Consider the following 25,591-nt stretch of genomic DNA (forward strand, 5'->3'; position numbering starts at 1 on the left):
GCGCCCGATCGCCCGCACCGCGATGTGCTACTTTCACGGTATGTCCGCGACCCGCACCTGGTGGCCCGCCTTCTAGGCGGTGATTCGCGTACCCACGAGATCAGACCGCCTTCCGGGGCGGTCTTTTTCTTGCCCGCACCGGATCCCCGACCGAGGAGACCCCGATGACCGCAGTTCCGCTCGCCCGACTGGCAGAGCTCACGGCCGATCGTGACGCACCGTTCGTGCTGATCGCACGTGAGGGCGGCATCGACCTGCTCACCGGCGACATCGTCGACGTCGACCGTCTGGCCGACATTCCGCTCGACGGTCCCGACGGCGCCCGCGAGGTGTTCGCCATGGTCCCCTACCGCCAGGTGCGCGAGCGCGGATTCGAGGCGCACGACGACGGCACCCCGCTGCGCTGCCTGCTCGTCACCGAGCACCTCCGGCTCGACCGCGCCGAGCTGATGGGTGTGCTCCCCCAGGCCGCGATCGCGCTGAACGACGGCGGGTTCGACATCTCCGACGACGACTACGCCGAGATAGTCGAGCGCGTCATCGCCGACGAGATCGGCCACGGCGAGGGGGCGAACTTCGTGATCCGGCGCGACTATCGCGCGAGATTCGAGGCCGACGACCGCACGGCTGCCCTCACCTGGTTCCGCGCGCTGCTCGCGCACGAGCGCGGGGCGTACTGGACGTTCGCGGTCGTCACCCCCGATCAGATCGCCGTCGGCGCCAGCCCGGAGGCGCACGTCGTCGCACGCGAGGGCGTCGTGACCATGAATCCGATCTCGGGCACGTTCCGTCACCCGGCGGGCGGCGCGACCCGCGAGTCTCTGGCCGAGTTCCTCTCGTCCACCAAAGAGACCGAGGAGCTGTTCATGGTCGTCGACGAAGAGCTCAAGATGATGAGCCAGGTCTGCTCGGACGGCGGCCGGATCACCGGCCCGCATCTCAAGGAGATGTCGCGACTCACCCACACCGAGTACATGCTGCGCGGGCGCAGTCGCCTCGACCCGCGCGACATCCTGCGCGAGACGATGTTCGCCCCCACCGTCACCGGCTCGCCGATGCAGAACGCGTGCGCGGTGATCCGCAGGCACGAGCGGTCCCCCCGCGGGTACTACTCGGGCGTCGCCGCGCTCTTCACCCCGAACGGCGAGGGCGGACACGATCTGGATGCCCCGATCCTCATCCGCACGGTGTATCTCTCCGACGGACAGCTGCGCGTGCCGGTCGGCGCCACGCTCGTACGCCACTCCGACCCGCACGGCGAGGTCAGCGAGACGCACGGCAAGGCGGCGGGTGTGCTGGGCGCGATCGGCGCCATCGAGCGCGACCGCGCGGCCGAGGCGCGAGGCGACGATGCGCCGGGTGAGGTGCGGCTCGCCGACGATCCCGAGATCGCCGCTCTGCTGGCATCGCGCAACACCCGCCTCGCGGACTTCTGGATGCAGCCGCAGGATGCCCATCCCGGCGGCCGCTTCGCGGGCCGCCGCGCACTCGTCGTCGACGCCGAGGACCGTTTCACCACCATGCTCGCCCACCAGCTGCGTCACCTGGGGCTCGAGGTCGAGATCGCCTCGTGGGACACCGTGACCGACAACGCGATCGACACCGCAGATCTGGTCGTCGCCGGTCCCGGGCCCGGCGACCCCCGCGACACCGCCTCCCCGCGCATCGCGCGCATGCAGCAGGTCGTGGCCCGACGCTGCGACGCGGGAGCGCCACTGCTCGCCGTGTGCCTGAGCCATCAGATCCTCGCCGACCGGCTCGGCATCGACCTGGTTCCGCTCGACACACCGCACCAGGGCGTGCAGAAGACGGTTCCGGTCTTCGGGCAGGACGCGTCGGTCGGCTTCTACAACACCTACACCGCCCGGGTCGCGCCCGGCACGACGGCCGTGACGGATGCGGAGGTGTCGGCGGATGCCTCCACAGGCGACGTCTACGCGCTGCGCGGAGACCGCTTCGCGTCGGTGCAGGGACACCTCGAATCGATCCTGTCGCGCGACGGCCTGGAGACGCTGGAGCGGCTCGCCGCCCACGCCCTCATCTGACGTGGGAAGGCCAGCCGGGAAGGCCAGCCGGGAAGGCCGCCCGGGAAGGCCGGCCGAGCAGCGTCAGCCGAGCAGGCTCATCGGCTTGACGAGGTCGGCCACGATCAGCAGCGCACCCATGCCGATCAGCAGCACCGCGACGACGACGGTCACCGGAACCAGCCGGGTCGCGTCGACGGGCTTCGGGGCGGCACGCCCCGTGATCTTCGCCCACGTGCGCTTCAGACCCTCCCAGAGCGCGACGACGACGTGGCCGCCGTCGAGCGGCAGCAGCGGGATGAGGTTGAACACGAACAAGGCGATGTTCAGCGCCGCGAGCAGGTTCATCAGCACGACGAGGCGGTTCAGCACCGGGGCATCCGTGGCCGCCACCTCACCGGCCAGGCGACCCACCCCGACCACGCTGAGCGGGCCGTTCGGGTCGCGCTCGGCTCCCGTCACGAGCGAGACGCCGACGTTCCACAGCTTCTCGGGCAGGTTGATCACGAGGGAGGCGACAGCTCCGGTCTGCTGCATCGCGAGTTCGGGGCCCGTGCCGATCGGCTGCGGCGCGTACTCGCTCTGCGCGAAGATGCCCGCGTATCCCACTGTGTGGGTCACCGGCTCGCCCTGATCATCGAGCACCGGGCGGCCCTCGGCATCCACTTCTCCGCGCTGCGCCGCGACCGGGGTGAGCGACAGATCGACCCGCTGGCCGTCGCGCTCGACGACCACGTCCAGCCGCTCGTCCGGCGAGCGCTGGATGATCGCGGAGACCTCGGCGAAGGTCTGCACTTTCTCACCGCCGACGCTGACGAGCACGTCGCCGGGCTCGAAACCCGCCTCGGCCGCGGGAGCGGCGGGATCGTCACTCGCGCAGCTCTGCTGCGTCGTGCCGGCGGGCAGAACGCACTCGGTCACCGAGGCGACGGTCGTGCTCGCCTGCTGGATGCCGATCCCGGATGCCATGATCGTGAAGATCGCGATGGCGAGGATGAAGTTCATCGCCGGCCCGCCCAGCATGATGATCACGCGCTTCCAGACCGGCAGCCGGTAGAAGACCCGGCTCTCGTCGCCGTTCGCGATCGTCTCGTCGTTGGCGGTACGGGCATCCTGCACGAGAGAGGCGAACAGACCCCGGGCGGGGGTGCTCTTCGCCGACGGCGGGTACATGCCCGACATCGAGATGAAGCCGCCGAGCGGCAGCGCCTTGAACCCGTACTCGGTCTCGCCGATCCGCTTCGACCACAGCCGCGGCCCGAAGCCGATCATGTACTGTCCGACGCGCACGCCGAACAGCTTCGCGGGCAGCAGGTGCCCGACCTCGTGCAGCCCGATCGACAGGCCGAGGCCGATCAGCATGAACACGATGCCGCCCAGGTACAGCAGGATCTCCACCCGTCCACGCTAGTGCCAGCGCTGAGGAATCCCCTGGATCCCCGCACGCCGGCAGCCTCCGGGCCGCGTGAGATCATGGACGGGATATGACCACGACATCGTTGCCCCCTGTGCTCCGTCCGGCCGACCCACCACGTCGTGCGCTGACAGAGCTGGCCGAACGCTTCGCTCGAGACGTCCGCGGTGACATCGCCGGCGTGCAGCTGAGCGGCATCACCCTCGCCACCGCCGACCTCCGTGCGGGCGAGGCCTTCGTCGCCATCCAGGGCGTGAACCGGCATGGCGCGGAGTTCGCGCAGACGGCGGCCGAGAAGGGCGCGGTCGCGGTGATCACCGACGAGGCGGGCGCAGAGATCGCCACCTCTGCAGGACTGCCGGTCATCGTCGTGAATGACCCGCGCGCGGTGCTCGGCGCGCTGAGCGCCTGGGTGTACGGCACCGGCGCGGGCGACCCGCTGCCGCTGCTGTTCGGCACCACCGGCACCAACGGCAAGACGAGCGTGTCGCACCTGCTGCAGGGTCTGCTGGATCAGATCGGGGTCGTGTCGGGTCTGTCGTCGACCGCAGAACGCCACATCGCCGGTGAGGTGATCGTCTCGCGCCTGACCACCCCCGAGGCATCCGAGATGCACGCGCTGCTCGCCCTCATGCGCGAGCGCGAGGTCGAGGCCGTCGCCGTCGAGGTCAGCGCGCAGGCGCTGTCGCGGCACCGCGTCGACGGCATCATGTTCGACGTCGCCGGGTTCACCAACCTCTCGCACGACCACCTCGACGACTACGCCGACATGGAGGAGTACTTCGAGGCGAAGCTGCCGCTGTTCACCCCCGAGCGCTCGCGCCGCGCCGTGGTGAGTGTGGATTCGGCATCCGGATCGATCGTCGTCGAGCGCGCGACCGTGCCGGTCGTCACCGTCGGCACGCCCGCGATCGCCGCCGATCCGGATGCGGCCGCCCGTGCCGACTGGGTCGTCTCGGTCGACGAGGAGCGTCCCAGCGGCACCGGGTTCACCCTCACCGGCCCTGAGGGGCGCACCCTGTCGACCGTCGTGCCCGTCATCGGACCGCACATGGCGGCCAACGCGGGGCTCGCGATCGTCATGCTGCTGGAGGGCGGATACGACTGGGAGCGCATCGTCGACGCGCTCGACCGCGACGGACGCATCCTCGCGCATCTGCCCGGGCGCACCCAGTTCATCTCGGGCGAGACCGGTCCCGCGGTGTACGTCGACTTCGCGCACTCTCCTGACGCCTTCGAGAAGACCCTCGCCGCCGTGCGGCGCGTCACCCCGGGCAAGGTACTCATGCTGTTCGGCGCCGACGGCGACCGCGACGCCACGAAGCGCTTCGACATGGCCCGCACCGCCGTCGAGGGCAGCGACATCCTGGTGATCACAGACCACCATCCGCGGTTCGAGGACGCGGCATCGATCCGGGCGACCCTCGTCGAAGGCGCCCGTCACGCGCGACCGGATGCCGAGATCCACGAGGTATCACCTCCGGAGGACGCGATCGTGACCGCCGTGGGGCTGGTCGGCGAAGGGGATGCCATACTCTGGGCGGGACCGGGGCACCAGGACTACCGCGACATCCGCGGCGTGCGCACGCCCTACTCGGCCCGCGAGCTGGCCCGTCGTGCGCTCATCGCGGCGGGGTGGCCGGCACCCGACTCGCACTGGCCGGTCCCCTACGCCGACTGAGCCGTCGGGCGTGCTCGGCACGCAGAGAGATCAGGACGCGGCGATCAGGGCATCCGCCGTGGCGCGCGCCCAGGACTCGGCGTCGTCGAGCGCCTCGATCGTCAGCTTCTCCGGGGCATCGTGCGCGTCGACGACCCGCCGCACGGTGTCGACGATGCCGAGGAACGTCAGCCGACCCTCGTGGAACGCCTGCACCGCCTGCTCGTTCGCGGCGTTGTACACCGCGGGGAACGTGCTGCCGGCGCGGCCGACCGCCTTGGCGAGGGCGACGGCGGGGAACGCCTCGTCGTCGAGCGGCTCGAAGGTCCAGCTGGTCGCCGTGCTCCAGTCGAGCGGCCGTCCGACCCCGCCGACGCGATGCGGCCAGTCCAGCCCGAGTGAGATCGGCAGACGCATGTCCGGTGGAGAAGCCTGCGCGATCGTCGAACCGTCGACGAACTCGACCATCGAGTGCACGATCGACTGCGGATGCACGACCACCTCGATGTCGTCGTACGGCACGTCGAACAGCAGATGCGCCTCGATGACCTCGAGCCCCTTGTTGATGAGCGTTGCGGAGTTCGTGGTGACCATCCGTCCCATGTCCCAGGTGGGGTGTGCGAGGGCCTGAGCAGGGGTGACGTCGGCCAGCTCGGCGCGGGAGCGGCCGCGGAACGGCCCGCCGGATGCCGTGACGACGAGCCTTCTGACCTCGGCGCGCGTGCCGGAGCGCAGCGCTTGCGCCAGCGCCGAATGCTCCGAGTCGACCGGCACGATCTGGTCGGGAGCCGCTGCCGCGCGCACCAGCTCGCCGCCCACGATCAAGGACTCCTTGTTGGCCAGGGCCAGCGTGCGTCCCGCCTCGAGGGCAGCGAGCGTCGAGCCGAGCCCGATCGAGCCGGTGATGGCGTTGAGCACCACATCCGCCTCGACGTCGCGCACCATCTGCTCTGCCTCGGCCGCGCCGAGAGCGGTGTGCTCGACCTGGAACTGCGCAGCCTGCTCGGCGACCAGTTCGGCGTTGCTGCCCGCCGCGATGCCGACGAGTTCGAAGCGGCGGGGGTTTCCCCTGATCACATCCAGCGCCTGGGTGCCGATGGAGCCTGTGGAGCCGAGGACGATGACGCGACGCATGCCGTCAGCCTATGTGAGAGGGCGGCGACCCTGCCGGATCACCGCCCTCTCGTTCAGCGCATCACTGCGCGGCGGGCGCGTGCTGCGTCGCGAGGACGTCGATGACGAAGACGAGCGTCTTGCCTCCGAGCTCATGGCCCTCGGGGTCCTCGCCGTAGGCGAGCGCCGGCGGGATGACCACGAGCACCTGCGAGCCGACCTTCTGGCCGGCGAGCGCCTGCACGAAGCCGGGCACATAGGTGTTGCCCGGTGCGGCGTACGGCGCACCCCGCGACCACGATGAGTCGAAGCTCTCGCCGCTCTCCCAGTCGACGCCGTAGTACTGCAGCAGGGTGGTGTCGCCGTCGGCGACCTCGGGTCCGTCGCCCTGCTTCAGCACCGAGATCGTGAGTTCGTCGGGGGCGTCGCCGGTGGGCACGTCGACGTCGGGCTCGCCGTCCTTGGCGAGCGTGACGATGGGCATCCCGTCGACAGGGTCCTGCTTCTCGCCCCATGCCGCGGTGGGCACGGTGTCCAGCACGTCGATGATGTACAGCTGGGAATCCGCGCCCTCGGAGGCAGGCAGCGCGAAGGCGACGCGGGTGCCGACCGGAGCGCAGCCGACCGCCTCGGCGAGCGCCTGGTTCGCCAGCGCGTCCTGCGGAAGCAGCTCGCCCTCGGCATACCCGATGTCTCCGAGGTGGTCACCGCTCTTGGAGTCGAAGGCGCTCATCGCGTACGCGATGTAGTCGCCCGCCTTGACCTTCTCGCCCTTGCCCTCGGAGATGACGGTGCGCTGCACGTCGTCGACCTTCTGGTCCTTCTCCACCGTGATCTTGGCGGGCTGACCGAACTCGCCGCTGACGTCGACGCTGTCGGTGAGCGCGCCGGGAGAAGCGACCTGCGCGCACGCGTCGGCGTTGCCCTTCGAGTCGGGCGACGTCGACGGATCCTTCGCGCCGGAGCATCCGGTGAGCAGAAGTGCGGTGACGGCCACAGTGGACGCAAGGGTGAGGGGGCGCAGACGCAAGATGAGACCTCAAGTTCGCGGAACGGGAAGACCCCATCCTGTCGCACCCGTCTTTGCTGATGCTGAACGCGCGATCAGGACACAGCGTCATTCCGCGACCGGCATGCGCCGGAGGATAGGCTCTCCCGGTGAGTTCTGAGCAGTCGGTCACCCCCGCGGATTTCGAATCGGAGACGCCGGCGCACCCGTCGCCCCGCCGTGCGGGGTTCAAGTACAAGGTCGGGCGGATGATCGCCGGAACCGTGGCGCGAGTGGTCTACCGGCCCCGCATCGAGGGCCGCGAGAACGTCCCGCTGACCGGCGCGGTGATCCTCGCCAGCAACCACCTGTCGTTCATCGATTCGATGGCGATCCCGATCGCCGCTCCCCGACCGGTGCACTTCCTCGCCAAGTCGAGCTACTTCGAGGGCACCGGACTCAAGGGCGCGATCTCGCGCGACTTCTTCACCTCGGTCGGTGCGATCCCGGTGCGCCGCGGTGCGGGGCAGGCAGCTCTCGACGCGCTGGATCAGCAGCGCCAGCTTCTCGACGACGGCCTGGCCGTCGCGCTCTACCCGGAGGGCACGCGCTCGACGGACGGCCGGCTGTACAAGGGACGCACCGGCGTGGCCTTCCTCGCCCTGCAGACCGGCGCTCCGGTCGTCCCCGTGGGCCTCATCGGCACGGACAGGGTGATGCCCAGAGGGGCGAAGATGCCCGTGCTCAGCGAGCGCGTGACGGTGCGCTTCGGCACGCCGATCGATGTGTCCAGGCACGGCCCGGCGACGAGCGGACGAGCTCGCCGCCTGGCCACCGACGAGATCATGGCCGCCATCCACGCGCTGAGCGAGCAGGAGCTCGCCGGCGTGTACAACGAGCCGCCCGCGCAGACGCCGATCGAGAAGCTCAAGCAGGCGCTCCCTCACGAGCGCCGCTGAGCTCAGGCGGATTCGGACGCCACCACCACGGTCGCCTCGTGGCGCACCGGGAAGTTCACCGAGTTGGCGATGAAGCACCACTCGTGAGCGGTGTGGTGCGCATGCTGTGCTGCCTCGAGCATCGACTCCTCGGCGACGCTCACCCGCGGTCGCAGCGTCACCTCGGCGAAGGCGCCTCCGCCTCGACCGTCCTCGCACATGACTCCCGTGGCTTCGTCGTGGTACTCGGTCACAACGACCCCGGCCGTGACGCAGGCGTGCAGATACGACAGCAGGTGGCATTCCGACAGGGCCGCCAGAAGCAGATCCTCCGGATTCCATCGGGCCGGGTCACCGCGGAACGGCTTGTCGGCCGATGCCAGCAGGTCGGGTTTGCCCTGGACGCCGATCGTGACGTCGCGCGCGTAGTCGCGGTATCCGCTCGTGCCGGTGCCGCGGTTGCCCGTCCAGGTGGCCGTGAGCGCGTAGTGGTGTTCGCCGAGGGGTGCCATCGCGCCAGTCTGCCACCGTGCAGCGCATTAGGCTTGTCTGGTGCTCGAGACTCTCACCATCGCTGATGCCGTCGAACTCGCGATCGTGGAGCGCAACGGCTTCGTGGAATCCCGCCATGCGGGCGCCGCGGTCGTGCTCTCCCCCGAGGGAGACGTCGTCGCTCAGCACGGCAACGCCGATGCGCTGATCCTGCCGCGCTCCAGCCTGAAGCCGCTGCAGGCGATCGCCAGCGTGACCGCCGGCGCGGCGCTGGAGGGCGAGCAGCTCGCGCTCGGCACGGCCAGCCACAGCGGCACCGACCGGCACGTCGAGATCGTGCGCGAGATGCTCTCCGCGGGCGGGCTCAACGAGGACGACCTGGGGTGCCCCGCGGCGTGGCCCTCCGACGCGACGGCACGTCGCGACATGATCCGCGACCACGCCGACAAGGCCCGCGTGCGGATGAACTGCTCCGGCAAGCATGCGCTGATGCTCCGCGCCTGTGTGGCGACGGGATGGCCGACCGAGGGGTACCTAGACACCGCGCATCCGCTGCAGGTGCACATCCGGGACGTCGTCGAGCGCCTCGCCGGCGAGAAGATCGCGCACACGGCGATCGACGGCTGCGGCGCACCGGTGCACGCGATCACCCTGCTGGGCCTGGCCCGGGCGATCCACCGGATCGGCTCGGCGTCTGAGCGCTCCCCCTTCGCCCTGCACCGGGTGGCCGGCGCCCTCGTGCGCGCGGTGCGCGAGAATCCGTGGACGATCGCCGGCCCCGGCGAGCCGGACACCATCGCCATCGAGACGCTCGGCGTGTTCGCAAAGCACGGCGCCGAAGGTGTCATGGTCATGGTCGCGCCCGACAACACGACCGTGGCGCTGAAGACCCTCGACGGCAGCAGCCGCGCGTCGGCTATCGTCGCCGCGACTCTGCTCGCGCGCGCCGGTGCACTCACCGAAGCGGACGTCAGTGCGCTGGCGACGGCTCTCCCGCTCGACGTGCTCGGCGGCGGTCACCCGGTCGGCATGATCCGCCCGGGTTCCGGCATCTGACACCGCTCACATCAACCGCACCCGCCGCGGCCTGCCACCGGACGCCACGACCCACGCCCGACCCTCATGGAGACGTGCGAACGGCGGGGTGTCGCGCACTCCGGCGAGCTGGCGCAGCTCGGTCGCGCATTCGGCCGCGACGACGAGTTCGCCGCCGCTGCGAATGCCCTGAAGCAGAGACCACTGAGCACGCCACTGCTCGGGATCACCGACGATCACCTGCGGCGCACCATCGGCATCCGGATCGATCCCCGCCGAGCCGCTCTCGGCGAGTATCGTCACCCGGCGTCCCGGGTGTGCGAGCGCGAGTGCCCTCCGGGTCTCCTCGACCGCCGACGTCACCACACCGGCGGTGGCGCGCTGGGGCCGCCAGCCCTCCGAGCCACGCCGGCGTGCGCTCTCCCGTGGCCCGCTGCCGGTCCGTCCGCCGCCCGTCGATCCGAGACCCGCCGCTTCGCCGCCCGCCGCGACCGGATCGGTCCAGCAGAGCTGCACGTCGCGGCCGTCGAGTGAGCCGCGCCCGGGCGGCCGATGCGGATCGAACGCGGCGGACTCTCCTCCCGCGGCGATGTGCTCCACCCTGCTGCTCAGCCGCAGCAGCGCACGGCGTGGCAGCCCGTCGAGCAGCCGGCCCACCGGGCCTGACGCGCGCGAGGCGGTGATCACCGCGCCGGCCCGGGCGCGCACGATGCGCTCCCAGCGGCTCATGAAGAGCTGCGCGTGCTCGGCAGGGTACTGCGCGAGCAGAACGTCGAGACCGTCGCACAGCACCATGCCGTGGCGGCCGGTCGACAGCTCTGCCACGGCATCCCAGGCCTCCTCGGCGTCGCTGGGGATGACGACGGCATCCGGGTCCTGGGACTGCACCGTGCGGATCAGGGTGCTCTTACCAGAGGCCGGGCCGCCGATCACGCCGAGTCCGTCGCCCGGTGCGAGGTGCACCCACGGCTGCCTCTGCTTCTCGGGCTCGTCCGCGCGGCCGAGCACCAGGCCGGACGCGCAGGCGCCGCCGTCCGCGGGCACGTCGATCACGCGCGGCAGCGGCGGCAGCCACGGGCTGGCCGGCGAATCGACTCCCGCCCACCGGCTCGCCACCGCATCGAGGTCGTGCGGCGCGGTGAGAGCGACGCGCATGGCGCGCGGCTCGTCGTCCTCGGGCCGTCGCACATACACCAGGCCGCGCGACGCGGGTCCGCCGGGCAGGGCGGCGGCAGCATCCGATCCGATCACGAGACGGCTGTCGGCCGGCTCCGCCACGCGCAGGCTCAGCCGCAGGGGGCAGTTCGCCGCCAGGGCATCCCGGATCACGCCGCCGGCACGCTGCGTACCGAGGACGAGGTGCATCCCCAGCGCGCGGCCGCGCGCGGCGACGTCCGTGAAGATCTGCGCCAGGTCGGGATGCTCCTGCACGAGTGCGGCGAACTCGTCGACGACGATGACGAGTCGTGCGAGCGCGGGGAACTCGCCCACGTCGCGCGCACCCGCCGACGCCAGGGCCGCCTCCCGGCGCCGCAGCTCGGCGCTGAGGCTTCCCACGCCGCGCCGGGCACCGGCCGCGTCGAGGTCGGTCACGACGGCGACGACGTGCGGCAGTGCGCGCAGCGGGTCGAACGCCGTGCCCCCCTTGAAGTCGATCAGCACGAACGTCACCTCCCGGGGTGCGTGCGCTGCGGCGATCGCGGCGACCCAGCTGGTCAGCAGCTCGCTCTTGCCCGTGCCGGTCATGCCGGTGACGATGGCGTGCGGCCCGTCGTCGACGAGGTCGACGAGCACATCGCCCTGTTCCCCTCGCCCGAACCGTGCGACGAGTCTGCCGTCGCCGCCGGCGGCCGCCTGGAGCTCGCCCAGCGCCACGGCATCCGGAACCTGAGCGTCGGCCCCCGATCTGCTCGCCGCGCCGGCCGCGATCAGGCCGATCTGCTGCAGCGACACCGCCTCCAGGGCGAGATCCCGCAGCCCCTCCACCATGCGCGCCACCGCTCGTGACGGCGCGACGCACTCCAGCACGGTCGTGACCCCCTCCGGCGGCTCCTCCCCCGGCATCCGCACGCAGATCACCGCATCCGCCGGCTCGGCTCCGTCGCCGACCCTCAGCCGGAGTCGTGCGCCGCGGCGGCCGGCGTGCGGAAAGCCTTCGAGACCCCAGTCGGCGACGCCGCAACCGTGCAGACTCAGCTCCGACGGCCCGAACCGCAGACACAGCTGCGCCACGAGTGCTCTCACGACAGCACTCGCGATCGGGCCCGGGGCGCGGACGCACACCCCGCCGCCGAGTTCGACGACGATCGGAGCGTCGGCCAGCTGCTCGGCACGTTCCCGGAAGGCGCGCGATCTCTCGTCGTCGCCGCCCGATGCGCGCACCCGACTGCCGACGCGCCCCCGCCCGATCACCAGCTCGGTAGCCGAGCTCAGCGGCGTGCGGCCACGCAGCGGCGGGTCGAGCAGACAGCCCGCCGCATCGGGTGTGCGATGCCAGCGCATCAGGTGCTCCTGATCATGCAGGCGACCGAGCTCGTCTTCGGCACGCTGCCAGGCCGCGTCGGATTCCCCCTCCGCCCGCTGGCGAGCTCTGCGCCGCGACCGCATGCCGTCCGCGAACGAGGCGAGCAGCATGAGCGGGCCGAGGGCGGCGAAGCACAGCGCGAACAGCGATCCCGTGATCAGCCACAGCACGACTCCCGCGATGACGGGGACGATCGCGGCGAGCAGCGGGAGCGGTGGTCGCCCCGACTGCGCGGGAGCGGCGGGCAGGACGATGGTCGAGGCATCCATCCGCCCATCCCAGCTCATCGCCGTGGCGGGATCCGGCCTCTCCACAGGCCGGCGAGGCTCAATCCTCGATCGCGGGATCTGTGGAGGAGGACTCGTCGGCGACGGCCGGCCGTTGCGTGGCGCCACCGCTGAAGCGCACATTGAGGACGATGAGCGTCACGTTGTCGCGCCCGCCGTTCTCCAGCGCGGCATCGACCATCGCGTTCACCGCATCGGCGGGCTCGGCGTTCTCGCGCAGGAAGTGCAGGATGCCGTAGTCGGTGAGCTCCTTGGTGAGACCGTCGGAGCAGATGATGAAGCGGTCGCCGTCGACGACGTCGATCGCGACGTAGTCCGGCGAGACGAGCTCGTTCGCCCCGACCGCACGCGTGATCACGTTGCTGTAGGGGTGCGCATCGGCCTCCTCCGGGCTGATCTTGCCCGATGCGATGAGCTCCTGCACGACGGAGTGGTCGGTGGTGACCTGGATCAGACGGCCGTCGCGTTCCAGGTAGACGCGGGAATCGCCGATGTTCAGCGAGATCCAGCGCCAGCCGTCCTCACCGCGGTCGAGGTACACGCCGGTCAGGGTCGTGCCGGTTCCCTCGTCGGTCGTCTCGGGATGGCTGTGGATGTCGTCGACGGCCAGCTGCAGCGCCGCGACGATGCGCTCGTCGTCGATCTGCCCCGAGTCGACCATGTCGGAGAGGCGGTCGACGGTCGCCTGGCTGGCGATCTCGCCGCCGGCGTGCCCGCCCATGCCATCGGCGACGATGAACAGCGGGTACTTCGCGAGGAAGGAGTCCTGATTGTTCTCGCGGCGTCGGCCCCGGTCGGTCACGCCCGCCCAGCTGAGCTCGAGGTCGTCGCTGACGCGGAAAGTCTGCGTCGTGGTCTCAGGCACGTGGGCACTCCATCGGGCGGCTGGGCGGCTGAACAGCCGCGGGATTCATCATCATCGTAGTGGCGCCGTCACATCCGGTCGGCGGGATCGTCGATCAGCGGGAACAGCGCGTCGATCTCGTCCAGGTCGGCTGCCGACGGGGTCCAGGCGTCGGCGGCCGCCGCGTTCGCCTCGACCTGCTCGGGCGTGGTCGCGCCCGCGATCACGCTCGAGACACCCGGCTGCGCCAGCAGCCAGCCGAATGTGGCCTGCAGCATGGTGATGTCGCGCTGGTCGCAGAAGGCCTGGTAATGCTCGAGCGCGTCCCAAGGCGCATCCGCCCAGATGTGCTGACGCGTGCCCATGATCCGGCTGTCCGCCGGCCCGCCCTCGCGGGTGAACTTGCCGGTGAGCAGTCCGTTCTTCAGCGGGAAGAACGGGAAGAAGCCGAGGTCGTAACGGTTCACCGCCGGCAGCACCTCCCGTTCGGATGCCCGCGCCAGCAGCGAGTAGTGGTTCTGCGCCGAGATGAACCGACCCGTCGAGCGCGCCCGGGCCGTGAACTCCGCCTCGGCGATCTGCCATCCGGTGAGGTTCGAATGCCCGTAGTAGCGGATCTTCCCCTCGTCGACGAGTTCGTCGAGCGCGTCGATGGTCTCGGCGATCGGCGTCTGCGGGTCGGGCAGGTGCAGCTGGTACAGGTCGATCCAGTCGGTGCGCAGACGACGCAGGGAGTGCTCGACGGCGTGACGCACGTACCGGCGCGACCCGCGGCCGCCGGGGAAGTCGTAGCCCATGTCCCGTTCGTGACCGAACTTGGTCGCCAGCACCACACGATCGCGGCGACCCTCGAGCACCTCGCCGATGAGCTCTTCGCTGCGCCCGGCGTCGGCACCGTACATGTCGGCGGTGTCGAAGAAGAACACCCCGCTCGCGAGGGCCGCGTCGATCACGGCGCGCGTGCCGTCGATCGTCTCGGTCACCGTTCCCGCACGACCGAAGTTGTTGCACCCGAGACCCGCTGCGGAGACGACGAGTCCGGATGCGCCGACGCGACGCTGCGAGGTGACCATGCATCCACACTATCGGGGCGCCGGACGTGCTCGGACCGGCCGGGCGGGTCGACAGCGACGCGAGAAGACGCGAGAAGACCCCCGACGTCGTCGGGGGCCTCCTCGTGTTCAGGTCAGGGATGCGGCTGCGTCGGGTCCTCGGGCGCCGCGGGGGGTGCGGGAGGAACGGGCGGTGCGGCCGGAGGTGCTGCCGGCGGCGCCGGGGGTGCCGGCGGGGTGGCCGGAGGCGGCACGGGCGCGCCCGGTGCCGGCGGAACCGGCGCTGCGGGGTTGTACGGAGCGCCGTAGCCGGGTTGCGTCGGCTGGCCGTAGCCGGGCTGTGCGGGCGGGACATAGCCCTGCGGGGCGGGCGGAGCGTAGCCCTGCGGCGCGCCGTAGCCCGCGGCGGGGGCGACGTTCTGGCCGGGCTGCACGGGGATGCCGTCCCAGACGGTCCGGTCGCCGAAGAAGCCGTTGCCGGCCCACGGAGCGGGAGCGACGTTCGGGTTCCAGCGCGAGCGATCGAACGCGGCGATGCCCATCCACACGATGTTCAGCAGCACGAAGAGGATCACCCAGGCCGCTTCCTTCTGCAGCTTGAGACCGACGCGCCATCCGGCCATCGCGAACAGCGCGGTGAAGACCAGACCGAAGAGCCCGCCGATGCCGATCCACGACAGCAGAATGGTCGCGCCCAGGGTGTACAGCACGAGCCACGGGCTCATGTCGCCGAGCTTGAAGAAGATCATCTCCCGGTAGACGGGAACCCAGGCGCGCCACTTGCCGACGACGCCGGCCTTCTCGAAGATCTTCATCATGAAGATCGATGAGACGACGTACATGATCGGCCCGACGATGAACAGCAGCACCGTCACCAGCCCGATGATCGCAGCGAAGGCGGTGTAATCGCCGTAGTCGTCGTATCCCATGGATGAACCACTTCTCTCGTTGAGAGGAAGCGGTAGTGCTCCCCCGTGCGGATCTCGTGCACGGCACATGCTAGCGAAGCCGCGGGACGACGGGCAACGAGCCACCCCGTGATCCGGGGAGATCATCCGGTGACCACGAGCTCCAGAACACCGGCGTCCGCGGTCTTCCGCAGCCGAATGCCGTGCTCATCCGCCCACTGCACGAGCCCTCGCACGGAGCCGCCCCGCGGGCGTGTCGTGGCGAGGGCGCGCACGAGCTCGCCCTTGGCCTTCTTGTTGAAGTGGTTGAGTGCACGCCCCGTGTCGGTGACCACCCGCACGTACGCCGACGGCACGACCCCGGCGACCGGCCCGAGCGCGACGTACGATTCGCTGCGCAGGTCGAGCACGAAACCGGCATCCGCGAGTGCGGTGGTGGTCGCCTCCGCCCAGTGCCGGCGCAGCGGGCGGATGCCGGGCAGCGACGTGCCGGCGGCCAGCCGGTACACGGGGATCTCGTCGAGCGCGCCGATCGGCCCGAACGGCGCCGAGTGGATCAGCACATGCTCGCCGAGCCAGCGCCGCGCGGCCCTGTCGAGGGAGGCCGCGTCGAGTGCGTCGTAGAGCACGCCCGTGTACCGGTCGATGGCTGCCATCGTGGGTGCTGTGCGCAGCATCCGGTTGTGCTCGACGTCGCCGGACTGCCGCTCGCTGAGCTTCAGCACGCGTCGGGCGGCCGACTCGTCGGCGCAGAGCGCGATGAGAGCTTCGACGAGTTCGGCGCGCTGCGCGGTGAGGGACGGCAGCGCGAGCTCGTCGAGGCGCATCGGGGCGCCGGAGCCACCGGGACGCTTGGTCTCGGACGGGGGCAGAAGGATCTTCATGGTCTCCACACAGACGAAGCGTCCGCTCCGGATCGTGCGGGGCACGATCCGGAGCGGACGCCGGGTGGTTCTGCGTTCAGGCGATCAGTGCGGCGTTGCCGGCCACGATGGTGAGCGTGTCGCCCTCCATCGAGAGGAAGCCGTCCTGCGCGTTGGCGAGAACCTTGCTGCCGTCTTCCTGAGTGATGCGGACCTCGCCCTGGGCGAGGATGGCCAGCACCGGCTCGTGCCCGGACATGATGCCGATCTCGCCCTCGACGGTTCTGGCGACGACGAGCGTCGCCTCTCCCGTCCAGACCTCCGCGTCAGCGGAGACGAGACTCACGTGCAGCGCCATGATCAGGCGTTCTCCTTCTGGATCCTCGCCCATGCCTCTTCGACGTCGGAGATGCCGCCGACGTTGAAGAACGCCTGCTCGGCAACGTGGTCGAAGTCACCGCGGCAGATCGCGTCGAACGACTCGATGGTCTCCTTCAGCGGCACGGTCGAGCCCTCGACGCCGGTGAACTTCTTCGCCATGTAGGTGTTCTGCGAGAGGAACTGCTGGATGCGGCGTGCACGCGACACGACGATCTTGTCCTCTTCGGAGAGCTCGTCGACACCGAGGATGGCGATGATCTCCTGCAGCTCCTTGTTCTTCTGCAGGATCTGCTTCACCGTCGTGGCCACGCGGTAGTGGTCCTCGCCCAGGTAGCGCGGGTCCATGATGCGCGACGTCGAGGTCAGCGGGTCGATGGCCGGGTACAGACCCTTCGACGCGATCTCACGCGAGAGCTCGGTCGTGGCGTCGAGGTGCGCGAACGTGGTCGCGGGGGCCGGGTCGGTGTAGTCGTCGGCCGGCACGTAGATCGCCTGCAGCGAGGTGATCGAGTGGCCGCGCGTCGAGGTGATGCGCTCCTGCAGGAGGCCCATCTCGTCGGCGAGGTTCGGCTGGTAGCCCACGGCCGAGGGCATGCGGCCCAGCAGCGTGGAGACCTCGGAACCGGCCTGCGTGAAGCGGAAGATGTTGTCGATGAAGAGCAGCACGTCCTGCTTCTGCACATCGCGGAAGTACTCCGCCATGGTCAGCGCCGACAGGGCGACGCGCAGACGCGTCCCCGGCGGCTCGTCCATCTGGCCGAAGACGAGGGCGGTCTTGTCGAAGACGCCCGCCTCCTCCATCTCGTGGATGAGGTCGTTGCCCTCACGGGTGCGCTCACCGACACCGGCGAATACCGACACACCACCGTGGTCCTGCGCGACGCGCTGGATCATCTCCTGGATGAGGACGGTCTTGCCGACACCGGCACCACCGAACAGACCGATCTTTCCACCCTGCACGTAGGGGGTCAGGAGGTCGATCGACTTGATGCCGGTCTCGAACATGGTGGTCTTCGACTCGAGCTGGTCGAAGTTCGGCGCCTCGCGGTGGATCGGCCAGCGCTCGGTGACCTCGATGGTCTCGCCGGGCTCGGCGTTGAGGACTTCGCCGATCACGTTGAAGACCTTGCCCTTGGTCACGTCGCCGACGGGAACCGAGATGGCCTCACCGGTGTCGCGGACTTCCTGGCCACGGACGATGCCGTCCGTGGGCTTCAGGGCGATGGCGCGGACGAGGTCGTCGCCGAGGTGCTGTGCGACCTCGAGAGTGATCTCGGTGGAGTCCTCGCCGATCGTGATGGTGGTCTTGAGGGCGTTGTAGATGCCGGGGATCGAGTCGTGCGGGAACTCGATGTCGACAACCGGACCGTTGACGCGTGCGACGCGTCCGACGACCGCGGTCGCCGGCTGCTCAGCCATGGCGGTGGTGGTCATTTCTCGTCTCTTCTCCTGATGTGTGTCAGCTGGACGACAGGGCGTCGGCGCCGCCGACGATCTCTGCGATCTGCTGGGTGATCTCGGCCTGGCGAGCGTTGTTGCGCAGGCGGGTGTAGTCGGTGATCAGCTTGTCGGCGTTGTCGCTGGCCGACTTCATCGCCTTCTGCGTCGCGGCCTGCTTGGCAGCCGACGACTGGAGAAGGGCGTTGAACACGCGGCTCTGGATGTACACCGGCAGGATCGCGTCGAGCACGGTCTCGGCGTCGGGCTCGAACTCGTAGAGCGGGTACACGGCGGCGGTCGCCGTGTCCTCGGCCTCTTCGATCTCGAGCGGCAGCAGACGAAGAGCGGTGGGCTCCTGCGTCATCATGCTCACGAACCGGTTGTAGACCAGCACGATCTCGTCGACGCCCTCGGAGTCGCCGCCGCGCAGGAAGGACTCCTGCAACGTGTGCGCGATCTCCTCGGCGGTGTGGAACGACGGCGTGTCGGTGTCGCCGATCCACTCGGCCGCGGACTCGATCCGGCGGAACTGGAAGTACCCGACGGCCTTGCGACCCACCAGGTAGTACACCGGCTCACGACCGAGCTCGCGTAGACGCTCGCCCTGCTCGAGCCCCTCACGGATCACCTGCGAGTTGAACGCGCCGGCGAGGCCGCGGTCACTCGAGAAGATGACGACCGCCGTACGGCGGATCGTCTCTGCCTCGCGGGTGAGCGGATGGTCGACGCTGGAGTGCGTCGCGACGGCGGACACGGCCCTCGTCACGGCCCGCGCGAAGGGGCTGGACGCCTTGACGCGTGCCATCGCCTTCTGGATGCGCGAAGCCGCGATGAGTTCCATCGCCTTCGTGATCTTCTTGGTCGTCTGAGCAGAAGAGATCTTCTGCTTGTAGACCCTGAGTTGAGCGCCCATGAATCAGTACCTCACGCGGTTACCCGCGACGACCCTTGACGATCTTCTCCTGGCTGACGTCACCGGCGTCGTCGGCAGAGACCTGCTCGTTGCCCGGGGTGCCGATCGACTGGCCCTTACCGCCCTGGAACTCCAGGATGAAGGCGTCGGTCTGCTTGTCGAGCTCTGCGACCGTGGCGTCATCGAGGACGTTGGTCTCGCGCAGCGTGTCGAGGATCGACGTGTTGCGGCGCAGGTAGTCGAGAAGGTCGCGCTCGAAGCGGAGCACGTCCTCGACCTCGAGCGAGTCGAGCTTGCCGTTGGTTCCGGCCCAGATCGAGACGACCTGCTCCTCCACGGGATACGGCGAGTACTGCGGCTGCTTGAGCAGCTCGGTCAGTCGCGCACCGCGGGCGAGCTGACGACGCGATGCCGCGTCGAGGTCGGATGCGAACATCGCGAACGCCTCGAGGGAGCGGTACTGCGCGAGCTCCAGCTTCAGGGTTCCGGAGACCTTCTTGATCGACTTCACCTGAGCGTCACCGCCGACTCGCGAGACCGAGATTCCCACGTCGACCGCAGGACGCTGGTTGGCGTTGAACAGGTCGGACTGCAGGAAGATCTGGCCGTCGGTGATCGAGATCACGTTGGTCGGGATGTACGCCGAGACGTCGTTCGCCTTGGTCTCGATGATCGGCAGACCCGTCATCGAACCCGCGCCGAGCTCGTCGGACAGCTTCGCGCAGCGCTCGAGCAGACGCGAGTGCAGGTAGAAGACGTCACCGGGGTACGCCTCGCGCCCCGGCGGGCGGCGCAGCAGCAGCGACACGGCACGGTAGGCCTCGGCCTGCTTCGACAGGTCGTCGAAGATGATCAGGACGTGCTTGCCGCCGTACATCCAGTGCTGGCCGATGGCCGAACCGGTGTACGGGGCGAGGTACTTGAAGCCGGCCGGGTCGGAAGCAGGAGCCGCGACGATGGTGGTGTACTCCATCGCACCGGCCTCTTCGAGCGCACCGCGGACGCCCGCGATGGTCGAGCCCTTCTGACCGATCGCGACGTAGATGCAGCGCACCTGCTTGCTGACGTCGCCCGACTCCCAGTTGGCCCGCTGGTTGATGATCGTGTCGATGGCCAGCGCGGTCTTGCCGGTCTGGCGGTCGCCGATGATCAGCTGGCGCTGACCGCGGCCGACGGGGATCATGGCGTCGATCGCCTTGACGCCGGTCTGCATCGGCTCGTGCACCGACTTGCGCTGCATGACGCCGGGAGCCTGCAGCTCGAGGGCACGGGAGCCCTCGGTCGCGATGGAGCCGAGGCCGTCGATCGGGTTTCCGAGCGGGTCGACGACGCGACCCAGGTAGCCGTCGCCGACCGGAACCGAGAGCACCTCGCCGGTGCGGGTGACCTCCTGGCCAGCCTCGATGCCGGTGAAGTCGCCGAGGACGACCACGCCGATCTCATGCTCGTCGAGGTTCAGTGCCAGGCCCTTCGTGCCGTCACCGAAGGTGACGAGCTCGTTGGCCATGACGCCCGGCAGTCCTTCGACGTGCGCGATGCCATCGGCTGCGTCGATGACGGTGCCGACCTCGGTCGCCGCGGCGCCGGTGGGCTCGTAGGCGGCGGCGAAGTCCTTCAGCGCGTCACGGATGACGTCGGGGCTGATCGATAGTTCTGCCATTGTCTTCCCTTTGTGTGTCTGGGTGTGCGCGGTTCCCCGCGTCGAGTAGTTCAGCTCGCGAGCTTCTGGCGAAGGTCGGCGAGGCGGGCGGAGATGCTGCCGTCGATGACGTCATCGGCGATCTGCACACGCAGGCCTCCGACGACGGATTCGTCGATCACCTGGTTGATGGAGATCTCGCCGCCGTAGCGACGGGCGAGCGCGTCGCGCAGGCGCGCCTCCTGCGGGGCCGGGAGCGGAGCGGCGGTGTACACCGTCGCGACCGATCGGCCGGCCTGTGCTGCGACGATGCGAACCGCGCGGCTGAGCACCTGGCGGACGCGACGCTCACGCGGACGCGGAACCAGGGACGAGGCGATGAGCATGGTCGCGGGTGACACTGCGCCACCGAGCACCCGCTCGACGAGCGCGAGCTTCGCCGCGTCACCGCCGAGGCGGCCGCCGAGCGCGAGCTCGAGCTCGGGATTCGCCGCGACGACGCGCGAGAAGCCGAACAGCTCCGTCGCGACGTCGTCACCGGGAGCCGCCGCAGCCGCTGCGCGGATGGCGAGCTCCTCGACACCGTCGACGAGATCGGACACCGACGACCAGCGCTGAGCCGCGACCGTGGTCAGCAGCGAGCGCACGGGAGCCGAGACACCCGCGAACACCGCCGAGACGAGCGCGCTGCGCGCCTCGGCCGGGGCTGCGGGATCGGCGAGCGCGCCGCTCAGCTGAGCCGACTCCCCGATGGCGCGGGCTGCAGCGAAGAGCTCGGCCGCGCTTTCGAGGTTCAGGCCCGACGCTGCGGCAAGCGCGTCCGTGGATGCCGCGAGTGCCTGAGTGGTCGCGCTGCCCATTACTTGGCCTTCTCGAGGTCGGCGAGGAAGCGGTCCACGACGGCCGTCGCACGAGCGTCGTCGCTGAGGGTCTCCCCCACGACGTTGCCGGCGAGGTCGATCGCGAGCGTGCCGACCTCGCTGCGCAGCGAGACGAACGCCGCCTGGCGCTCGGCCTCGATCTGCGAGTGAGCGGCTGCGGTGATGCGGCCGGCCTCGGCGACAGCGGTCTCCTTGGCCTCGGTCACGATCTTCTTGCCGTCCTCACGGGCGGCTTCGCGGATCTCACCGGCCTCGGTGCGGGCCTCGGCGAGCTGGCGGGTGTACTCCTCCAGCGCGGCCTCTGCCTGCTTCTGGGCCTCATCGGCCTTGGCGATGTTGCCTTCGATGGCGGCTGAGCGCTCGTCGAGGATCGCGGTCAGGCGAGGAAGGGCGACCTTCCACACCACGATGAGGATGATGAGGAACCACAGGCCCGACCAGATGATGTCGTACCACGCGGGGATGAGCGGGTTCTGCGCCTCGGTCTCCGCCGCGAGGTTCGTGACAAGAGCGTTCAGCATCCTGTCTCCTTCAGAAGTCGGTGCGGATTACGGGAAGGGGATGAAGGCGACGGCGATGCCGACGAATGCGAGAGCCTCGGTGAAGGCGATACCGATCCACATGAGGACCTGGAGACGGCCGGCCAGCTCGGGCTGACGGGCGACACCCTCGATGGTCTTGCCGACGACGATGCCCACGCCGATGGCCGGTCCGATGGCTGCGAGGCCGTAGCCGACCGCACCGATGTGACCGTTGATTTCAGCGAGAACCGTAGTAGCGTCCACGGGTTTTTCCTTTCGTTGGGTGGGGCGGCAGTTGCCGACCCGCTCAGTGCTCTTCTGCGACCGCGAGCTGGATGTAGATCGCGGTGAGGACGGTGAAGACGTAGGACTGCAGGACGACGACGAGGATCTCGAAGAGAGTGAACGCGCCGCCGAAGGCGAGCGTTCCGACGCCGAGCGCCGCCCAGCCGCCACCTGCGGTGAAGAAGAAGAAGTGCGTGGCTGCGAAGCACAGCACGAGGATCATGTGGCCGACGACGAGGTTCATCATCAGACGCAGGGTGAGGGTCACCGGGCGGATGATGAAGGTGGAGATGAACTCCAGCGGGGTCACGATGATGTAGACCGGCCACGGCACGCCCGACGGGAAGAGGGAGTTCTTCCAGAACCCGAGCGGGCTCTTCTTCATGCCGGCATAGATGAAGGTCACGTAGCTGATCACGGCGAGCGTGAGGGGCACGGCGATGATCGCGGTTCCCGGCATGTTCAGGAACGGGACGATGCCGGTGATGTTCATGAACAGGATCATGAAGAACATCGTCACGAGCAGCGGGGCGAACCGCTCGCCGTCCTTGCGGCCGAGCAGGTCGTGTCCGATGCCGGTGCGGACGAAGCCGATTCCCATCTCGACGAGACTCTGGAAGCGACCGGGCACGACGGTCATGCGACGCGTTCCGAGCCACATGATCAGGACGACGGCGATGACCGAGAGCAGCTGGATCAGGTGGATGCGGTGCATCGGAACACCGAACACGGTGAACAGGATGTCCGGGAAGAACTCGCCCATCGATGGGCCGTGGAATTCACCGTCACCGGCGATCGGACGAAGGGTCAGGGTCGCAACGGGATTCAACAGCGCGGGCTCCAGCTTCGGGTCACCGGCGAGAACCGGGGCGACGAGGGACGTTGTGCGTCAGCGCAAGCGCTCGCGAGACGAGCGGCGGGCACGGATAAACACTACCAGATTCAGCGCTCGCCCTCGGTCGCGCCGTGCGCATTCCGGCCATCGGCTTCGGCTTCGTCCTCGGGGTTGACGGTCGGGAGATCGATGTCGCTCACGTGCGGCAGGCGCATGCGGACGAGCACGACGGCGTCGACCACGAGCGAGAGCACCACACCGGCGACGATGGAGAGGAAGAAGACGAGCGGCGAGATCCACGGCTGACCGCTGAGGATGATCATGATCACGAGGAACAGGCCGAGCTTGAGCAGCCAGCCGCCCAGCACGATCGCGAAGAACAGCTGCACGTAGATCGGATCGCCGAACCAGCGGTTGGCGAACAGGATGCTGCCGGCGGTGATGCCGAGGAAGAGGAACGCGAGCAGCACGCCGATCAGGCCGCTCCACAGCCCGCTCGTGCCGTCGACGGCGTACCCGATGCCGGCGGCGACGAGGGCGAGCACCAGCGCGGCTGCGGCCGACCACGTCAGCGTGCGCCGCAGGATGGGTGTGCTTGAGACGGGGCTCGGGGTCATCGGGGCTCCATGGGCTCGGTGTCGGGTGGGGTCGGACCGGAGGTGGCTGCCGCCCTGCGTCGCACGCTGTGCGGCGTGCGCGTGACGATCAGGCAGGCGACGATGCCCACGACGCCGAACGCGACCGCGGCGAGATACCCGCCCGGCCAGTCCTGCCGTCCGGCGATGTACATCAGCAGCACGGTCAACGAGATGATCGCCGTCCAGGCGTAGAAGATGAGCACGGCGTCGCGATGGCGGTGGCCGAGATCCAGCATCCGATGGTGCAGATGCTTGCGATCGGGCGAGAAGGGCGACTTGCCCGCGCGCATCCGGCGCGACACCGCGAGACCGAAGTCGAGCAGCGGAAGCATGACGATCACGAGCGGCAGCACGATGGGGAGGAACGCACCGAGCAGCTGCGAGCGGCCGAAGCGCTCGGGGTCGAACGCGTTGACGTCGCCCTGTGTCGTCAGCGCGATCGTCGAGGTCGCCATCAGCAGGCCGAGCACGAGGGCGCCCGAGTCACCCATGAACAGCTTCGCCGGGCTCCAGTTCAGCGGCAGGAAGCCGAGACACGCGCCGATGAGCACCGCCGCGAGGAAGGTGGCGAGGTTGAAGTAGCTGGTGGCGCCCGAGTCGCGGGTGAGGATGTACGCGTAGACGAAGAACACCCCGTTCGCGATGAGACAGACGCCCGCGACGAGCCCGTCGAGCCCGTCGATGAAGTTGACCGCGTTCATCACGACGACGATCGCGAACATCGTGACCGCGATGCTCACCCAGCTGGAGACGAGGATCATGTCGCCGACCGGCAGCGAGAGGATCTGCAGTCCGCCGCCGACCGTGATGATTCCCGCTGCGAGGAACTGCGCGGCGAGCTTGATCATCCAGTCCAGGTCGATCAGATCGTCGACGACGCCGATGACGGCGATCAGCAGCGCCGCAGCGAGGATCGCCCACAGCGTGTTCGGTGGCGACCACATCCGCTCGAAGAACGGATTGGCTGCGGAGATGAGGACCGCGCTTGCGATGCCGATGAACATGGCGACGCCGCCGAGACGCGGGGTCGGGGTCTTGTGCACATCTCGTTCACGGATGCCGGGATACAGCTTGAACCTCAGGCTCAGCCGCCACACCGCCCACGACAGCGCGAAGGTTATCGCCGCCGTGAGGATGATCGTGAACAGATACTGCTTCACTCTTCGTCGACCGGGCTTTCGTCGACCGGGCTCTCGTCGGCCGGGCCGGCCACGACGTCGCCGGGCTTCTCCTCGGGCTCGAGAAGGTCGCCGAGCACCTCCGACAGCTGCTCCCTGGTCACCGCCCCCTCGCGCAGGATGCGCACCGTCGCGGTCTCGCCCTCGGGGGCTGCGACGAGCGAGGTGGCGTCGACGATCGTCGAGGGCACGCCGGTCTCGCTGTACCCCTCCTCGAGGTACACCGCGACGCTGTCGCCGAGCATCGCCTCGGCGTCGGAGGCGATGATCGCGGCATCCCGACCCGAGAGGTTCGCGCTCGACACGGCGAGCGGTCCGGTCTCGGCCAGCAGCTCGAGCGCGATGCGGCGGTCGGGCATCCGCACGGCGACGGTGCCCTTGGTCTCGCCGAGGTCCCAGGTCAGCGACGGCTGGGCGGGAAGCACGATCGTGAGGCCGCCGGGCCAGAACGTGTCGACGAGGCTCTGCACGGGCGCGGGCACGGTCTCGACGAGGGCTTTGAGCATGTCCTGCCCGGCGACGAGCACGGGCGGCGGCATGTCGCGGCCGCGGCCCTTGGCGTCGAGCAGGCGCTGCACGGCGGCGGGCGAGAAGGCGTCGGCGGCGATGCCGTACACGGTGTCGGTGGGCAGCACAACGAGCTCGCCACGGGCGATCGCCTGGCGGGCGTGGCGCATGCCAGCGAGGATCTGGGAGTCGTCGCGGCAATCGAAGACAGTTGACATGGCCCCTTAGTCT

At 69.4% G+C, this 25,591-nt stretch carries 24 protein-coding genes; 4 read left to right on the forward strand and 20 right to left on the reverse strand.

From position 1 onward, the window contains the following. Window positions 1–164 precede the first annotated feature (164 nt). Window positions 165–2,045 carry a chorismate-binding protein gene (locus tag ACWGSM_RS02750; RefSeq protein ID WP_452321437.1) on the forward strand — a complete coding sequence of 627 codons (1,881 nt, stop codon included), beginning with the start codon at window positions 165–167 and terminating at the stop codon, window positions 2,043–2,045. A 63-nt stretch (window positions 2,046–2,108) separates the two neighbouring features. Here the strand turns inward: ACWGSM_RS02750 and ACWGSM_RS02755 are convergent, their stop codons facing one another. Continuing rightward, on the reverse strand, window positions 2,109–3,422 hold the full coding sequence (locus tag ACWGSM_RS02755; RefSeq protein WP_452321438.1) for a M50 family metallopeptidase: 1,314 nt from the start codon (window positions 3,420–3,422) through the stop codon (window positions 2,109–2,111). 86 nt (window positions 3,423–3,508) lie between these two features. On the opposite strand from ACWGSM_RS02755, the gene ACWGSM_RS02760 reads away from it, so the two are divergent. Further along, complete coding sequence (locus ACWGSM_RS02760; protein WP_452321439.1) at window positions 3,509–5,119, forward strand: Mur ligase family protein; 1,611 nt, start codon at window positions 3,509–3,511, stop codon at window positions 5,117–5,119. A gap of 30 nt (window positions 5,120–5,149) precedes the next feature. Here the strand turns inward: ACWGSM_RS02760 and dxr are convergent, their stop codons facing one another. Beyond that, window positions 5,150–6,232 (reverse strand): 1-deoxy-D-xylulose-5-phosphate reductoisomerase, encoded by a 1,083-nt coding sequence (gene dxr, locus ACWGSM_RS02765; protein ID WP_452321440.1) that lies wholly within the window; start codon window positions 6,230–6,232, stop codon window positions 5,150–5,152. A gap of 61 nt (window positions 6,233–6,293) precedes the next feature. Further along, a complete protein-coding gene (locus ACWGSM_RS02770) occupies window positions 6,294–7,241 on the reverse strand; it encodes an FKBP-type peptidyl-prolyl cis-trans isomerase (RefSeq protein ID WP_452321441.1) in 948 nt (315 codons plus the stop codon). 128 nt (window positions 7,242–7,369) lie between these two features. On the opposite strand from ACWGSM_RS02770, the gene ACWGSM_RS02775 reads away from it, so the two are divergent. Continuing rightward, window positions 7,370–8,158, forward strand: coding sequence for a lysophospholipid acyltransferase family protein (locus tag ACWGSM_RS02775; protein ID WP_452321442.1), 789 nt, complete (start codon window positions 7,370–7,372; stop codon window positions 8,156–8,158). A gap of 2 nt (window positions 8,159–8,160) precedes the next feature. Here the strand turns inward: ACWGSM_RS02775 and ACWGSM_RS02780 are convergent, their stop codons facing one another. Beyond that, window positions 8,161–8,649 carry an OsmC family protein gene (locus tag ACWGSM_RS02780; RefSeq protein ID WP_452321443.1) on the reverse strand — a complete coding sequence of 163 codons (489 nt, stop codon included), beginning with the start codon at window positions 8,647–8,649 and terminating at the stop codon, window positions 8,161–8,163. 40 nt (window positions 8,650–8,689) lie between these two features. On the opposite strand from ACWGSM_RS02780, the gene ACWGSM_RS02785 reads away from it, so the two are divergent. Continuing rightward, window positions 8,690–9,685 carry an asparaginase gene (locus ACWGSM_RS02785; protein ID WP_452321444.1) on the forward strand — a complete coding sequence of 332 codons (996 nt, stop codon included), beginning with the start codon at window positions 8,690–8,692 and terminating at the stop codon, window positions 9,683–9,685. A 6-nt stretch (window positions 9,686–9,691) separates the two neighbouring features. On the opposite strand, the gene ACWGSM_RS02790 is transcribed toward ACWGSM_RS02785, so the two are convergent. The 16 genes from ACWGSM_RS02790 to ACWGSM_RS02865 all read right to left on the reverse strand — a co-directional run bounded on the left by ACWGSM_RS02790 (window position 9,692) and on the right by ACWGSM_RS02865 (window position 25,578). Continuing rightward, a complete protein-coding gene (locus ACWGSM_RS02790) occupies window positions 9,692–12,457 on the reverse strand; it encodes an FtsK/SpoIIIE domain-containing protein (RefSeq protein WP_452321445.1) in 2,766 nt (921 codons plus the stop codon). A gap of 58 nt (window positions 12,458–12,515) precedes the next feature. Continuing rightward, the gene (locus tag ACWGSM_RS02795) at window positions 12,516–13,340 is read right to left on the reverse strand and encodes a PP2C family protein-serine/threonine phosphatase (RefSeq protein ID WP_452321446.1); all 825 of its coding nucleotides are present in this window, start codon (window positions 13,338–13,340) and stop codon (window positions 12,516–12,518) included. 68 nt (window positions 13,341–13,408) lie between these two features. Next, a complete protein-coding gene (locus tag ACWGSM_RS02800) occupies window positions 13,409–14,392 on the reverse strand; it encodes an aldo/keto reductase (RefSeq protein ID WP_452321447.1) in 984 nt (327 codons plus the stop codon). 113 nt (window positions 14,393–14,505) lie between these two features. Beyond that, entirely contained in the window at window positions 14,506–15,300 is a 795-nt protein-coding gene (locus tag ACWGSM_RS02805; RefSeq protein WP_452321448.1) for a large exoprotein, read from the reverse strand. 122 nt (window positions 15,301–15,422) lie between these two features. Then, window positions 15,423–16,163 (reverse strand): YaaA family protein, encoded by a 741-nt coding sequence (locus tag ACWGSM_RS02810; protein ID WP_452321449.1) that lies wholly within the window; start codon window positions 16,161–16,163, stop codon window positions 15,423–15,425. Between the two features lie 76 nt (window positions 16,164–16,239). After that, window positions 16,240–16,500: a F0F1 ATP synthase subunit epsilon gene (locus ACWGSM_RS02815; RefSeq protein WP_452321450.1), complete on the reverse strand. Its 261-nt coding sequence runs from the start codon at window positions 16,498–16,500 to the stop codon at window positions 16,240–16,242. 2 nt (window positions 16,501–16,502) lie between these two features. After that, complete coding sequence (gene atpD, locus ACWGSM_RS02820; protein ID WP_452321451.1) at window positions 16,503–17,957, reverse strand: F0F1 ATP synthase subunit beta; 1,455 nt, start codon at window positions 17,955–17,957, stop codon at window positions 16,503–16,505. Between the two features lie 25 nt (window positions 17,958–17,982). Next, the gene (locus tag ACWGSM_RS02825; RefSeq protein WP_452321452.1) at window positions 17,983–18,876 is read right to left on the reverse strand and encodes a F0F1 ATP synthase subunit gamma; all 894 of its coding nucleotides are present in this window, start codon (window positions 18,874–18,876) and stop codon (window positions 17,983–17,985) included. 19 nt (window positions 18,877–18,895) lie between these two features. Further along, the gene (gene atpA / locus ACWGSM_RS02830) at window positions 18,896–20,536 is read right to left on the reverse strand and encodes a F0F1 ATP synthase subunit alpha (protein ID WP_452321453.1); all 1,641 of its coding nucleotides are present in this window, start codon (window positions 20,534–20,536) and stop codon (window positions 18,896–18,898) included. 50 nt (window positions 20,537–20,586) lie between these two features. After that, the gene (locus ACWGSM_RS02835) at window positions 20,587–21,375 is read right to left on the reverse strand and encodes a F0F1 ATP synthase subunit delta (RefSeq protein WP_452321454.1); all 789 of its coding nucleotides are present in this window, start codon (window positions 21,373–21,375) and stop codon (window positions 20,587–20,589) included. Continuing rightward, on the reverse strand, window positions 21,375–21,917 hold the full coding sequence (locus tag ACWGSM_RS02840; protein WP_452321455.1) for a F0F1 ATP synthase subunit B: 543 nt from the start codon (window positions 21,915–21,917) through the stop codon (window positions 21,375–21,377). Before ACWGSM_RS02840 ends, ACWGSM_RS02835 begins: the two co-directional genes overlap by 1 nt. 27 nt (window positions 21,918–21,944) lie before the next feature. After that, window positions 21,945–22,181 (reverse strand): ATP synthase F0 subunit C, encoded by a 237-nt coding sequence (atpE, locus tag ACWGSM_RS02845; protein ID WP_071642243.1) that lies wholly within the window; start codon window positions 22,179–22,181, stop codon window positions 21,945–21,947. Window positions 22,182–22,224: 43 nt separating this feature from the next. Then, window positions 22,225–22,965: a F0F1 ATP synthase subunit A gene (atpB, locus tag ACWGSM_RS02850; RefSeq protein ID WP_452321587.1), complete on the reverse strand. Its 741-nt coding sequence runs from the start codon at window positions 22,963–22,965 to the stop codon at window positions 22,225–22,227. A 179-nt stretch (window positions 22,966–23,144) separates the two neighbouring features. Next, entirely contained in the window at window positions 23,145–23,654 is a 510-nt protein-coding gene (locus ACWGSM_RS02855; RefSeq protein ID WP_452321456.1) for a hypothetical protein, read from the reverse strand. Continuing rightward, a complete protein-coding gene (locus ACWGSM_RS02860) occupies window positions 23,651–24,835 on the reverse strand; it encodes an MraY family glycosyltransferase (RefSeq protein WP_452321457.1) in 1,185 nt (394 codons plus the stop codon). Before ACWGSM_RS02860 ends, ACWGSM_RS02855 begins: the two co-directional genes overlap by 4 nt. Continuing rightward, window positions 24,832–25,578: an L-threonylcarbamoyladenylate synthase gene (locus ACWGSM_RS02865; RefSeq protein ID WP_452321458.1), complete on the reverse strand. Its 747-nt coding sequence runs from the start codon at window positions 25,576–25,578 to the stop codon at window positions 24,832–24,834. Before ACWGSM_RS02865 ends, ACWGSM_RS02860 begins: the two co-directional genes overlap by 4 nt. Between the last annotated feature and the right edge of the window lie 13 nt (window positions 25,579–25,591).

Source organism: Microbacterium sp. NPDC055521, from assembly GCF_053619695.1.

Bases quoted from the DNA above. Each gene is read 5' to 3' on its own strand.
- ACWGSM_RS02780 (WP_452321443.1), bottom strand. From the start codon at position 8,649: ATGGCACCCCTCGGCGAACACCACTACGCGCTCACGGCCACCTGGACG.
- ACWGSM_RS02805 (WP_452321448.1), bottom strand. From the start codon at position 15,300: ATGGGATACGACGACTACGGCGATTACACCGCCTTCGCTGCGATCATC.
- ACWGSM_RS02865 (WP_452321458.1), bottom strand. From the start codon at position 25,578: ATGTCAACTGTCTTCGATTGCCGCGACGACTCCCAGATCCTCGCTGGC.
- ACWGSM_RS02825 (WP_452321452.1), bottom strand. From the start codon at position 18,876: ATGGGCGCTCAACTCAGGGTCTACAAGCAGAAGATCTCTTCTGCTCAG.
- ACWGSM_RS02810 (WP_452321449.1), bottom strand. From the start codon at position 16,163: ATGAAGATCCTTCTGCCCCCGTCCGAGACCAAGCGTCCCGGTGGCTCC.
- ACWGSM_RS02800 (WP_452321447.1), bottom strand. From the start codon at position 14,392: ATGGTCACCTCGCAGCGTCGCGTCGGCGCATCCGGACTCGTCGTCTCC.
- atpA (WP_452321453.1), bottom strand. From the start codon at position 20,536: ATGGCAGAACTATCGATCAGCCCCGACGTCATCCGTGACGCGCTGAAG.
- ACWGSM_RS02790 (WP_452321445.1), bottom strand. From the start codon at position 12,457: ATGGATGCCTCGACCATCGTCCTGCCCGCCGCTCCCGCGCAGTCGGGG.
- ACWGSM_RS02840 (WP_452321455.1), bottom strand. From the start codon at position 21,917: ATGCTGAACGCTCTTGTCACGAACCTCGCGGCGGAGACCGAGGCGCAG.
- ACWGSM_RS02855 (WP_452321456.1), bottom strand. From the start codon at position 23,654: ATGACCCCGAGCCCCGTCTCAAGCACACCCATCCTGCGGCGCACGCTG.
- atpD (WP_452321451.1), bottom strand. From the start codon at position 17,957: ATGACCACCACCGCCATGGCTGAGCAGCCGGCGACCGCGGTCGTCGGA.
- ACWGSM_RS02815 (WP_452321450.1), bottom strand. From the start codon at position 16,500: ATGGCGCTGCACGTGAGTCTCGTCTCCGCTGACGCGGAGGTCTGGACG.
- dxr (WP_452321440.1), bottom strand. From the start codon at position 6,232: ATGCGTCGCGTCATCGTCCTCGGCTCCACAGGCTCCATCGGCACCCAG.
- atpB (WP_452321587.1), bottom strand. From the start codon at position 22,965: ATGGGCGAGTTCTTCCCGGACATCCTGTTCACCGTGTTCGGTGTTCCG.
- ACWGSM_RS02750 (WP_452321437.1), top strand. From the start codon at position 165: ATGACCGCAGTTCCGCTCGCCCGACTGGCAGAGCTCACGGCCGATCGT.
- ACWGSM_RS02760 (WP_452321439.1), top strand. From the start codon at position 3,509: ATGACCACGACATCGTTGCCCCCTGTGCTCCGTCCGGCCGACCCACCA.
- ACWGSM_RS02835 (WP_452321454.1), bottom strand. From the start codon at position 21,375: ATGGGCAGCGCGACCACTCAGGCACTCGCGGCATCCACGGACGCGCTT.